Here is a 12,113-nt window from a genome sequence, read left to right on the forward strand (position 1 = left end):
TGCATGGCGGCGCTTTTCCCAGGGCATAAGGCAAGCAGGTCGACGCCCGAACCACGGGTGTCGGATCTCAGCGGGCGGCACGGGGCCGTCCGCCCGGGAGGCCCTTTGCACCAGCCCGACCGTGCGGTCACCGCACGGAAGCAGCCGCGGAGGTCCGGTGTCCGGCCCGCCCTGCGCGGGGGCCGGGGACCGGTCGCAATGCTCCCGCCCTCCCGGCCCGGCTTCCGCTTCGTCGCTCCCCGACCTCATCCGAGGGGGTACGTCCTTCCGTGGTGACCAGCACAAAGCGCCACAAGCCCGATCGGCGCACTTATGTTCTCGACACCAGCGTCCTGCTGGCCGATCCCAACGCCCTGACCCGCTTCGAGGAGCACGAGGTCGTGCTCCCCGTCGTCGTGGTCACGGAACTGGAGGCCAAACGGCACCATCCCGAACTCGGCTACTTCGCCCGCCAGGCGCTGCGCCTGCTGGACGACTACCGGGTGAAGAACGGTCGCCTCGACGCCCCCATCCCGATCGGTGAACTGGGCGGGACCATCCGTGTCGAGCTCAACCACTCGGACCCCGGCGTCCTGCCCACCGGCTACCGCCTCGGGGACAACGACTCGCGCATCCTCGCGGTGGCCCGCAACCTGCAGGCCGAGGGGTACGACGTCACCGTCGTCTCGAAGGACCTGCCGCTGAGGATCAAGGCATCCTCGGTCGGCCTGCTGGCCGAGGAGTACCGGGCCGAACTCGCCATCACGGAGAATTCCGGCTGGACCGGAATGTCCGAACTGACCCTTCCAGCCGAACAGGTGGACGTCCTCTTCGAGGAAGGGCACGTGTACGTCCCGGAGGCCTCCGGCCTCCCCGTGCACACCGGTCTGACCATCCAGTCCGAGCGCGGCAAGGCGCTCGGCCGGGTCACCGCCGAGGGCAACGTCCGCCTGGTGCGCGGGGACCGGGAGGCGTTCGGCATCAAGGGCCGCAGCGCCGAGCAGCGCATCGCGCTCGACCTGCTGCTCGACCCGGACGTCGGCATCGTCTCGATGGGCGGCCGGGCCGGCACGGGCAAGTCGGCGCTCGCGCTGTGCGCGGGCCTGGAGGCGGTCCTGGAGCGCCGTCAGCACCAGAAGGTGATGGTCTTCCGGCCGCTGTACGCGGTGGGCGGGCAGGAACTCGGCTACCTGCCGGGCTCCGAGGCCGAGAAGATGAGCCCATGGGCCCAGGCCGTCTTCGACACGCTCTCCGCCGTCACCAGCCGCGAGGTCATCGAGGAGGTCACCGCCCGGGGCATGCTGGAGGTCCTGCCCCTGACCCACATCCGGGGCCGCTCGCTCCACGACGCCTTCGTGATCGTCGACGAGGCGCAGTCCCTGGAGCGGAACGTCCTGCTGACCGTTCTGTCCCGGATCGGCGCCAACTCGCGGGTCGTTCTCACCCATGACGTGGCGCAGCGGGACAACCTGCGGGTCGGCCGCTACGACGGAGTCGTGGCCGTGGTCGAGAAGCTGAAGGGGCATCCGCTCTTCGCCCACGTGACCCTGACCCGGTCCGAGAGGTCGCAGATCGCGGCCCTTGTGACCGAAATGCTCGAAGAGGGTCATATCTGACGGAATCAGCCCCTTTGGCGCCGTTCGGCAAAAGGCCAAGAGCCTAGCCGGGCGGCGCCTGCACGTGTGGGGGTTTCCAGGAAACGCCTGGGCCAAACGAGGTGTGACCTTTCACACACAACTCAGAATTGCCACCCGGTGTCTGGTTACGGCAGAGTCTCATTCCTGTCAGGCCCCGCATACGACACACCTGTACCCCTGGGGGTACCTCCGCGTCCTTGAGGCGATGGGGGAGGTACGGCACCACCGAAGCACCGCTCCAACTCCATAGCGTCGTCGTATGCCGCCCGCGCACCACGCGGCGCTCCCCCTGGGGGAGTTGCCCACCGGGCCCGTGCCTCCCGTGACCCCGCAGTTGGGAGGCCAGTGCCAGGGGCACGATTGCGTCCGCCAGGGTCACCGAAGCGGGCGATGCTGGAAGGAAACCGTGTGAGCCGGATTTCGGTCCGGGGATTCGCAGTGGCCTCGGCCACCGCGGTCACCGCTGTCGGAAGCGTCGTCGGTGTTGCCTCGGGCAGCACCGCCCAGAACAACGACGCCGAGGCGACGGCAGCCGACACCACGCTCCTCGCGGACATACCCGCGGGTCAGCAGGCCCAGGTGCAGACCGCGTCCCTGACGCAGCAGGCCGACGCGCAGGCCATCGCCGCTGACGCGAGTGCCAAGAAGGACGCCGAGGAAGCCGCCCGCAAGGCAGCAGCCGAGACCGCGGTCGCCAAGAAGGCGGCCGCCAAGAAGGCGGCTGAGGCGGCCGAGGCTGCCGCCAAGGAGCGTGCCGAGGCGAAGGCCGCGGCCACCCGCTCCACCCGGGACTCCTCGAGCTTCCCGGTGCAGAGCAGCTACAGCGTGGCGCAGATCCAGGCGATGGCACGTCAGATGGTGGCGGCCGACCAGTTCCAGTGCTTCAGCAACATCGTGAACCACGAGTCGAGCTGGAACTACCAGGCGGTCAACGCCTCGTCCGGTGCCTACGGTCTCTTCCAGGCCCTGCCCGCCGGCAAGTACGCCTCCGCCGGTGCCGACTGGCGGACCAACCCGGCGACCCAGATCAAGTGGGGCCTCAACTACATGAACGAGCGGTACCACAGCCCCTGTGGCGCCTGGTCGTTCTGGCAGGCCAACCACTGGTACTAGGCCGGCGGCCGGCCCCGGGCCGTCCCGCGCCGGCGGGTCGGCCCCGCTCAACCCCGCGCAGCCCCTTCCCGTCCTACGGGGAGGGGCTTTCGCACTGTACGGTCGTACGCGAACGGCTCCCGGGTGAGCGGTGGCGTACACCCGGGAGGCGGGGGAAGAGGACGGATCATGTCGCGAGTGCCAGGGTGGCTGGGCCGGCTCGGTGCCGGACTGACCGAGATGAGTGAGCGGTTGGACGAGCGCCGCGCCGAAGTGGAGCAGGACACCGGCTCCGGCTCCGTCGTCCGGCCGAGGGTCGACCGGGCCGTCGACCCGGCACCGCCCGCACCCCGGCCGGCCGCACCGGCCGGACCACGGCCCGACCCGGCCCAGGCGGTGCCCTGGGGCGTGCGGGTGGCGGCGGAGGCGGGCTGGCGCCTGCTGGTCCTGGCCGGCACCGTGTGGGTCCTGATGCGGGTCATCAGCGCCATCCAGCTCGTGGTCTTCACCTTTGTCATCGCCCTGCTGGTCACCGCGCTGCTCCAGCCGACGGTGGCCCGGCTGATGCGGCACGGGGTGCCGCGCGGCCCGGCCACCGCGCTGACCGCGATCCTCGGCTTCGTCGTCATCGGGCTGATGGGCTGGTTCGTGACCTGGCAGGTCATGGAGAACATCGACACCCTCTCCAACCAGATCCAGAGCGGCATCGACGACCTGCGCAACTGGCTGCTGAAGAGCCCCTTCCACGTCACCGACAAACAGATCAACCAGATCGCCAAGAACCTCCGCGAGGCGATCGGCGCGAACACCGACCAGATAACGTCCGCGGGCCTGGAGGGGGTGCAGGTCGTCGTCGAGGCGCTGACCGGCATCCTGCTGGTGTTCTTCTCCACGCTGTTCCTGCTCTACGACGGCGAGCGCATCTGGCAGTGGTTCCTGAAGCTGGTGCCCGCCGCGGCCCGCCCGGGCGTGGCCGGCGCCGGTCCGCGCGCCTGGCGCACCCTGACGGCCTACGTCCGGGGCACGGTGCTGGTGGCCCTCATCGACGCCGTCTTCATCGGCATCGGCATCTACTTCCTCAACGTGCCGATGGCCGTCCCGCTGGCCGTCTTCATCTTCCTGTTCTCGTTCATCCCGCTGGTCGGCGCCGTCGCCTCCGGCGCACTGGCGGTGATCGTGGCCCTGGTGACCCAGGGCGTGTTCACCGCGCTGATGACCCTCGTGGTGGTCCTCGCCGTCCAGCAGATCGAGGGCCACGTGCTGCAGCCGTTCATCCTGGGCCGCGCGGTCCGCGTCCACCCGCTCGCCGTCGTCCTCACGGTGGCGGCCGGCGGCATGGTGGCCGGCATCGGCGGCGCCGTGGTGGCCGTACCGCTGGTGGCGGTGACGAACACGGTGGTGGGGTATCTGCGCCGGTACGCACAGGAACCTGCGCTCGATCCGGACGGGGTGCCGGTGGACTCCGAGGCGGCCCCCGCGGTCGCCCGGGAACCGGGCGACGAGTCGTCGCGGGCGCCGTCGGTCGTGTCCTCAGCGGTAGAGGACGACCAGGGACGCGAGCAGCAGCGCGCCTGAGGCGGAGAGCCCGAGGACGCGGAACCGGCTCCACGCCGTGAGTGCGAGGCAGCCCGCCCAGGCCCCGCCCACGACCACGGCGGCCCACCAGCCCGCCGTGGTCTGCGCCGCCGACAGGGGAAGCGGTGCCAGCAGGACCGTCGGAGGGATCACGGCGAGCCGCGGCCGTATGCCCAGCCGCTTGTAGACGACGATCAGCGTGATCAGGGCGACCCCGATGACCAGCGGAAGGGCCGTCAGGTCCCACCATGTGAAGCACAGGCCGTCCGTCGTCTCGCACGCCTTGTCGCTGTGCCGCCTGACCCATGCGAGGTGGTGCACGGCACCGGCGGCCAGTACCGCGCCCGTGGCGGCGGCTCCGGCCACGCGCGGTACCGCGTGCGTGGGCTCCGTGGCGAGGGTGTTCATGACAGCAGTCTTCCTCAGTCGGCGGCCGGGGGCCTGAGTCCGGATACTCAGGCCCCCGGATCGGTCGTACGAAATCAGCGGTTCTCGATCAGCGCCCCGTCACATGCTCCTGAGGGTCTGTTCCAGTGTGTCCGCGTAGAGCCGGGCCCCCGCCGGCTTGGGGTGGAAGGACTGCATGGAGGGGTTCGGCGCCTCGTTGTCCGCCTGCTCCCGCCCGGTCTCCACGAGAGCGTGGATGCCTTCCGGATCACCGCAGGCCCCCTTGCCGTCGAAGTTGTCTCGCGGGTCGGAGAAGACCGCCCACGAACCGGCGTCCTCGGTGGCCCCCTTCATCTCGGTCGCGAGTGTGTCGGCCAGTGAACGCACCCAGTCGTTCTCCACGGTCTCGTAGGCCCCGGGGAGGCAGCCGTGGTCCTTCTCCACAAGGCGCGGGTAGCCCATGAGGACGACCTTCGCGTTCGGCGCCCGGGTGTGGACGGCGTCGAGCACCTTGACGATCTGTGGCCGCACGGCGTCGTGCAGCCACTTCGGCGCCCAGTCCTTCAGGTCACCGGTGGAGCCGCCCGTCTTGTCGCCGGTCGCGGGGTCGACGTTGTCGAGTTCGGAGTACGGGCACGTGCTGAGCGACGGAATCGGCAGGTCGATGCACTTCTTCATGATGTCGGCGAAGCGTGCGTCGTTGCCGCCGATGCTGATCGTCACCAGTGTGGTGTTCTGGTCCAGGTACCCGGTGTCGATCTGGGCCACCTCGCTGGACTGCCCCTCGCTGAGCACGTTGTAGGTGCGCGCTCCGGAGCAGGCCACGAAGTGGTAGTCCATCTTCGGGTCGAGGTTGTCGGACATGGCACCGATGGAGCTCGAGTATCCCGGGAGCGTCGCCTGCCTCGACCACGCCAGCTTGGAGCGGTGGCATTTGTCGATCTGCTTGTCGCTCACCTTGTCGGGGTGGTCGGTCTCGGCGTACAGGTCGGCGCCACCGGGCGCGGTGGCACCCTCACCCGACGAGTAGGAGTCGCCCATCGCGACGACGGAGTTGGCCGGCTTGCCCGCGAGCGGCTGGAAGGCGACCGCGCCCCAGGCGATGTCCTCGTCGGCGGTTCCGTCCTCGGTCGCGTTCGACAGCTCCACCCGCGGGGTGCCGGTGAAGTGGAACGCGCCGAGGCTGACCCAGCCCCCCGCGCGCTGCAGCACGACCCGCTTGGGGCTCTTGCTGTCCGTGCCGAGCACGTTGTAGGAGGCCTGCCGGGTCTGCGCCCCGGTGTCGGGAAGGTGCACCAGGACTCGTGCCCAGTTGAGGCTCTGGCCGAGGGTCCAGGTGCCGTCGACGGTCATGTACCCGCTGGGGCCGCCGAAGTGGGCGGCGTCGCGCGTGTGGGCGTACCAGTAGTGGCCGCCGTAGCCGCCGCCCACCGAATGCAGGTCGGCCTTCGCCTCGAAACGGCCTTCGGTGCCGGGGTTGAAGGAGAACTGGAAGCTGCCCGCCGAGGAGACCGTCGCGCAGTCGCTCCGGTCGCTCCAGGTCGGCGTTCCGTTCGGGACGGAGGCGACGACCTTGGAGCCGGCCGGAGCGCCGGAGCACACCGGCGTGCCGTTCTTCAGACGGGTACCGCGTCCCGGTTCCTGCACCAGGGACTGGTACTTGATGTTCTCGTGCCCGCAGGTGGCGGCGCAGTCGCTCTTCCAGGTCACATTGGGCTGGTTCCACCAGTACTGCGCGTAGCACTCGGCGTCCGGGCACTTCGGCGGCGTGTCGGGGTCGCAGTCGTTCTTGGAGTTGCAGAACGCGTCGAGCGAGGGCTGGACGTGCACCCGGTTGTACCGAGCGCTTCCTTCGTACAGGTACGGCAGGTCCGAACCGTTCCAGTAGGCGGGGCGGAAGCCGGCGGAGGAGAAGCCGGACTCGCCCGGCCAGTCCTGGCGGCCGGAGGTCGCGTAGGAGAAGCCGGTGTCCATGGACCAGGCGGACCAGCCCATCACCTTCACCTCGTACGGCCAGTCCTGCGGATGAGCCGCGTCCTTGACGGCGTACGGGTCCACGTCCGTGTTCATGAACGGGCGGCCCCAGCCCTTGGCGTAGATCGGGTTGGCCGGGTTGTTGTACCAGCCGAGGCCCCAGTGCCCCGCGTGCTTCCCGGCCTCGGAGGGCGGGTTGAACCCGAGGTTGTAGTTCCAGACGGCGGTGAACCAGTTCTCCACGTAGGCCGGGTCGTCGTTGTTGACGGTGATCTTCTGGCCGGTCTTGTGGACCTCGTTCCACTTGTCGGCGAGGATCTTCAGGGAGGCGGCGATGTTCGTCGCGTAGTCGATCGCGACGAGTTTCTGCAGGGCGGGCGACAGGCTGGTCTCGCCCGGCTTCTCGTGCCCGGCCAGACGCATGCCGTCGGTGACCTGGCCGACTCCGTAGCCGCAGTCGGACTTGTCCCAGTTGATCTGCCAGTAGGCGGCCGGGTCGTTCGGGTCGGCCTTGTGGCCGTAGTAGCCGTCGACGGCGGCCAGGGGGTTGCCCATCTGCCCGGGGACCGACCCGCCCTCGGCCTGCCACATGTTCGACTCCTGGGCCATGATGCCGAGGAGCACGTTGACCGGGATCCTGCCGCCGCCGGTCAGCTTCGGCAGCGGGAACAGGGCCTGCGGGTCGACGGTGCCGAGACCGGCCTGGTCGCGGTATCCGCCCTGGCGGATGTAGCTCGCGCTCAGATTGCCGCGCACCGCCATGTCGACGGCCCACTCGACCTGGTTCGGCGTCGGCTGCAGCGCCTGCACCTTCATGTCGTTGCGGGACACGGCGCACCAGCGGTCGTCGTCCGTCGGGGAGCCGGCCGTCAGCCCTGCCTTCGGGGAGGCGCTCCGCGGCCGGTGGTTCCCGGTGGCCGCGGCCAGGACCGGGGAGGGGTTGTTCCCCGAGCCGTCGACGGCGTCGTGCCGCACGCTCTGGGTCAGCTTCGCCCCGGTGGTGGTGGCGGTGCTGGTGACCGTCAGCGCCCTGCCGCCCTCGTCGGCGGGCGCCGCCGTCCGTGAGCCGGGTTCCGCGGACTTGGTGAAGCCCTTGCCCGCGCCCTTGATGTGGGTGAGGCCGGCGCGGACACCGGGCGTCAGCACGGGCTCGACGGCGAGCCTGCCCCGCGAGGACACGTCGGTGCCGGCCGGGGCGTTCAGGCGTGTGACGCCGGTTCCCGCGGTGGCGGGGGAGCCCTTGGTCCGGCCGGTGAGGAAGACCCGGCCGGCGTCGCCCGGCATGAGGTCGAGGTCGCCGAGCCTGCCGGTGGCGATGCTCTTGGGCCGGCCGTGGCCCGTGTACAGCCTGGCGTGCGCCGTGGACTGGCCCGCACGGTCGAGGAAGGCGATCCGGCCGCCGGCCGCGGGCCGGATGTCGAAGGGGGCACCGTCCGTGTCCGCGAGGTTCTTCACCTTGCCGGAGCGGTCGAGGTGGACCAGGCGGCTGCCGAGCGCGGCGACCGCGCCGTCCTTCACCGGAACGGCGCTGGTGATCTCACCGCGGGCCGCCGCCGTGCCCGTCGTCCTGCCGGACACGTCCACGGTGATCACACGGGTCCGGGTGCTCGCCGCGTCGTTCATGTCCCGGAAGCCGGTGAACGCGGCCTGGTGCGTGGCCGTGTTGCAGGACGGGTCGAAGTAGGCCAGCGACGCGGTGAAGGGCAGCTTGGTCACCTTGCCGGACGTCAGGTCGACGACGGCGGCGAAGGCGCCGCCCTGCATCAGGTCCGGCTTGTTGGTGAAGGCGCGCGGGGCATAGACGACGGCCGCGTGCGAGCGGTCCATCAGGCACTGGTTGCCGATCCACGAGTCCGCCGGCATGCCCGGCTCGGCCAGCAGCGCGACGCTCTTCCACGCGTAGGCCCTGGAGCTGTCGGCGACGAGGATCCGCAGGCCGTCCGCGTCGGCCGCGGCGGTGACCGCGCGGTCGGAGCTGCCGCGCCAGCCCCGGCCGAGCTTCCCGCCCGGGTCGCGTACCCCGCCTGAGGGCGCGGGCGGCGGTGTGGCGGCGCGGGCGGAGGGGCGGGACGCCGGAGTGGCGCCGGCGGGCGCCGCCTGGAGCATGCCGCCGGTCACGGCGGCGCAGGCCAGGAGCGCGACCAGGGGCGCGCGAGTTCGTCTCTTGGAACGCAAAGGAGCTTTCCCCGTATTTCATTGAGTTGTTCCCGTGCCTTTCCGGGCACGGCGAAATGCCCCTCCGCCCGGGACGGGACAGCCCTGCGGGACGGACGGGAGCGGGAATTCGAATTCAGCGATCCGGGTCTTCACGCGGGCGACGCGTGAAGACCCGGCGTACCGTTCAGGCGCCTGCTAGTTGCAGTTGGTGCTGTCCTGGACGTTGTTGACGAGGTACGTGCGCGAGCCGGAGCTGGTCTTCATCAGCGAGGTGACGGTGCCGCAGCCGCCGTGTTTGCGGTAGACGGGGCCCGCGTACTCGGAGTAGGTGCCGGCGTCGCTCGCACAGCCCTCCGCCGTGTAGTTCGAGCAGAGCTTGATCTTCATCCACTTCGCGCCCGACGTGTTGTTGTCGAGGATGGCGCAGGTGGGAGCGTCGTTGCTCGCGGGGTTGCTGCCCTTGACGTAGACGAAGAGCGTCGCCTTGCGGGACGCGTCGGGCAGGATCTGTGCCTTGTAGAGCTTGTAGCCCGTACCGCAGACGGTCGCGCCCGCGGCGGTGGCGGTGGGCTGCGCCGCCGCGATCGCGTTCGTGTGCCCGTCGGCCTCGGCGGAGACGGCGGGTACCGGCCGGTCGGCGGCGGCGACCTGTGGCGCGGCCGCGCCGAGGAGGCCCAGGCCGGCCGCGGCCGCGGCGAGCGCGGTCCGCGCCGAGACACGGATTCCAATGGACATGCATTCCCCCATGGAATGAACTTGAGCTGCATTTGAGCAATCGTCGGAAAATGCGGCCCGACGGTGCACGCGTGGTCCGGGGGAGCTAATCAGATCCTCTTTGCGCCTGTCGAAAGTAATTCGCAAGCAAAGTGGAGATTTGAATTCCGCTATGACTCTGGGCATGCGGAGCTTCTTCGCACGGAGGGGCGAACCGGGCATCGTTCGGCGGTGTGTTCACTCATGGTCTCCGGCCCGGAGCGGAGGGAGTAGTTCTTGTCACACCACCGGACGCACGACGGCCCCCGCCCATCCCATGGGCGGGGGCCGTCGAGTTCCGCAGCGGTTACTCGGCCGCCTGGGCCAGGGCCGCCTCGGCGTCGAGGGTCACCGCGACGGCCTGGACCACGGAGGCGATCTTGAACGCCTCCTGGACCACGTCGCGCTCGACGCCGGCCTTGCGCAGCACCTGCTCGTGCGAGTCGAGGCACATGCCGCAGCCGTTGATCGCGGAGACCGCGAAGGACCACAGCTCGAAGTCGACCTTCTCCACACCCGGGTTGCCGATGACGTTCATCCGCAGGCCGGCGCGCAGGGTGCCGTACTCGTGGTCGGACAGCAGGTGCCGGGTGCGGTAGAAGACGTTGTTCATCGCCATCACCGCGGCGGCGGCCTTGGCGGCCGTGTACGCCTCCGGCGACAGGTTCGCCTTCGCCTCCGGCTCCAGCTCACGCAGCACGATCGGGGAACGGGCGGCGATGGCGGTCGCCAGCACCGTGCCCCAGAGCTGCTGGGCCGGCAGGTCGGAGTTGCCGATGACCGAACCCAGGTTGAGCTTCAGGTCCTTGGCGTAGTCCGGGACGCGGGACTTCAGCGAGTCGAGCGACATGGGTCACTCACCGGCCAGCAGCGTGACCGGGTCGAGCGTCTCGTCGCCCTTGCTCCAGTTGCAGGGGCACAGCTCGTCCGTCTGCAGGGCGTCGAGGACCCGCAGGACCTCCTTGGGGTTACGGCCGACGGAGCCGGCGGTCACCATGGAGAACTGGATCTCGTTGTTCTGGTCGACGATGAAGACCGCGCGCTTGGCGAAGCCGTCCTCGCCCTCGATGCCCAGCTCGCGCATCAGCTCGTGCTTGGAGTCGGCCATCATCGGGAAGGGCAGGTCGCGCAGGTCGTCGTGGTCCTTGCGCCAGGCGTGGTGGACGAACTCGGAGTCACCGGAGAAGCCGAGGATCTGGGCGTCGCGGTCGGCGAACTCGTCGTTCAGCTTGCCGAACGCGGCGATCTCGGTCGGGCACACGAAGGTGAAGTCCTTGGGCCAGGCGAAGACGATCTTCCACTTGCCCTCGTAGGTCTTGTGGTTGATCGTGTCGAACTCCTCGCCCTTCTCCAGCGAGACGCAGGCGGTCAGTTCGAACTCGGGGAACTTGTCACCGACAGTGAGCACACGCTCTCCTTGCAGCGAGGCAGCGCCCGGATCGCGGGCGCTACCCATGGGTTGGACTTTCTTGATGTTGGCACAGGGTGCATTGATACGGGAAATAGCTACACTTGGTCGGGTTGATCGGAGGTATCTATCAGTGACTGTCGGTAGCGCGAGCGGTAAGCGGCGCCAGCCAAGCCTGTCCCAGCTCCGTGCCTTCGCGGCCGTGGCCGAGCATCTGCACTTCCGGGACGCGGCCGCCGCCATCGGGATGAGCCAGCCCGCCCTGTCCGGCGCGGTCTCGGCGCTGGAGGAGATCCTGGGCGTGACCCTCCTCGAGCGTACGACCCGCAAGGTGCTGCTCTCGCCCGCCGGTGAGCGGCTGGCGGTGCGGGCGAAGGCGGTGCTGGACGAGGTCGGGGCGCTGCTGGAGGAGGCCGAGGCGGTCCGGGCGCCGTTCACCGGGGTGCTGCGGCTCGGGGTGATCCCCACCGTCGCGCCGTACCTGCTGCCCACCGTGCTCGGCCTGGTCCACGAGCGGTACCCGCACCTCGACCTGCAGGTGCACGAGGAGCAGACCGCCAGTCTCCTCGACGGCCTGCAGTCCGGCCGCCTGGACCTGCTGTTGCTCGCCGTCCCGCTCGGTGTCCCCGGCGTGAGCGAACTCCCTCTGTTCGACGAGGACTTCGCGCTCGTCACCCCGCCCGACCACCGGCTCGGCGGTCGGGCGGGCATCCCGCGCGAGGCGCTGCGGGAACTCAACCTGCTGCTGCTGGACGAGGGGCACTGCCTGCGCGACCAGGCCCTGGACATCTGCCGCGAGGCCGGACGGCGGGACGCGCCGGTCACCACCACGGCCGCCGGACTGTCCACGCTGGTGCAGCTCGTGGCCGGCGGGCTCGGCTGCACGCTGCTGCCACGCACCGCGCTGAAGGTCGAGACGACCCGCGGCAGCCGGCTCCGCACCGGCTACTTCGCCGACCCCGCCCCCAGCCGCCGGATCGCCTTCGCCATGCGCGCGGGCACCGCCCGGGGGATGGAGTACGAGGAACTGGCGGCGGCCCTGCGCGAGGAGCTGCGGCCCCTGCCCGTACGGGTGCTGGACGCCTGACCGCCGTTCCGGAGACGTACGGCGGGGCGCCTGCCCCGCCGTACCGGTACCGGCACGGACGCCG

9 protein-coding genes are annotated in these 12,113 nt (G+C 70.1%); 4 read left to right on the top strand and 5 right to left on the bottom strand.

Translation table 11 applies throughout. From position 1 onward, the window contains the following. The first annotated feature begins 269 nt into the window (after nt 1-269). The 3 genes from MXD57_RS26445 (at nt 270) to MXD57_RS26455 (ending at nt 4,283) form a co-directional block, all read left to right on the top strand. On the top strand, nt 270-1,595 hold the full coding sequence (locus tag MXD57_RS26445) for a PhoH family protein (RefSeq protein WP_250404535.1): 1,326 nt from the start codon (nt 270-272) through the stop codon (nt 1,593-1,595). A 429-nt stretch (nt 1,596-2,024) separates the two neighbouring features. Continuing rightward, complete coding sequence (locus tag MXD57_RS26450; RefSeq protein WP_250404536.1) at nt 2,025-2,729, top strand: transglycosylase SLT domain-containing protein; 705 nt, start codon at nt 2,025-2,027, stop codon at nt 2,727-2,729. Nucleotides 2,730-2,897: 168 nt separating this feature from the next. Beyond that, entirely contained in the window at nt 2,898-4,283 is a 1,386-nt protein-coding gene (locus MXD57_RS26455; RefSeq protein WP_250404537.1) for an AI-2E family transporter, read from the top strand. Here MXD57_RS26455 and MXD57_RS26460 read toward each other — a convergent pair. The 5 genes from MXD57_RS26460 to MXD57_RS26480 all read right to left on the bottom strand — a co-directional run bounded on the left by MXD57_RS26460 (nt 4,239) and on the right by MXD57_RS26480 (nt 10,962). Then, on the bottom strand, nt 4,239-4,691 hold the full coding sequence (locus MXD57_RS26460; protein WP_250404538.1) for a hypothetical protein: 453 nt from the start codon (nt 4,689-4,691) through the stop codon (nt 4,239-4,241). The two genes, MXD57_RS26455 and MXD57_RS26460, sit on opposite strands and share 45 nt — an antisense overlap. Before the next feature lie 99 nt (nt 4,692-4,790). Continuing rightward, entirely contained in the window at nt 4,791-8,819 is a 4,029-nt protein-coding gene (locus MXD57_RS26465) for an SGNH/GDSL hydrolase family protein (protein WP_250404539.1), read from the bottom strand. 177 nt (nt 8,820-8,996) lie between these two features. Next, nucleotides 8,997-9,536 carry a hypothetical protein gene (locus MXD57_RS26470; RefSeq protein ID WP_250404540.1) on the bottom strand — a complete coding sequence of 180 codons (540 nt, stop codon included), beginning with the start codon at nt 9,534-9,536 and terminating at the stop codon, nt 8,997-8,999. A 325-nt stretch (nt 9,537-9,861) separates the two neighbouring features. After that, the gene (locus MXD57_RS26475; protein WP_250404541.1) at nt 9,862-10,404 is read right to left on the bottom strand and encodes an alkyl hydroperoxide reductase; all 543 of its coding nucleotides are present in this window, start codon (nt 10,402-10,404) and stop codon (nt 9,862-9,864) included. Nucleotides 10,405-10,407: 3 nt separating this feature from the next. After that, a complete protein-coding gene (locus tag MXD57_RS26480; protein WP_250404542.1) occupies nt 10,408-10,962 on the bottom strand; it encodes a peroxiredoxin in 555 nt (184 codons plus the stop codon). A 133-nt stretch (nt 10,963-11,095) separates the two neighbouring features. Here MXD57_RS26480 and MXD57_RS26485 point away from each other — a divergent pair, with 133 nt between their 5' ends. Further along, nucleotides 11,096-12,049: a LysR substrate-binding domain-containing protein gene (locus tag MXD57_RS26485; protein ID WP_250404543.1), complete on the top strand. Its 954-nt coding sequence runs from the start codon at nt 11,096-11,098 to the stop codon at nt 12,047-12,049. Nucleotides 12,050-12,113 lie beyond the last annotated feature (64 nt).

The sequence above is a fragment of the Streptomyces cellostaticus genome (genome assembly GCF_023630175.1).
Lineage (GTDB): Bacteria > Actinomycetota > Actinomycetes > Streptomycetales > Streptomycetaceae > Streptomyces > Streptomyces cellostaticus_A.

Excerpts from the sequence above, each read along its gene's own strand:
- MXD57_RS26460 (WP_250404538.1), bottom strand. The coding sequence starts at position 4,691 with ATGAACACCCTCGCCACGGAGCCCACGCACGCGGTACCGCGCGTGGCC.
- MXD57_RS26470 (WP_250404540.1), bottom strand. The coding sequence starts at position 9,536 with ATGTCCATTGGAATCCGTGTCTCGGCGCGGACCGCGCTCGCCGCGGCC.
- MXD57_RS26475 (WP_250404541.1), bottom strand. The coding sequence starts at position 10,404 with ATGTCGCTCGACTCGCTGAAGTCCCGCGTCCCGGACTACGCCAAGGAC.
- MXD57_RS26455 (WP_250404537.1), top strand. The coding sequence starts at position 2,898 with ATGTCGCGAGTGCCAGGGTGGCTGGGCCGGCTCGGTGCCGGACTGACC.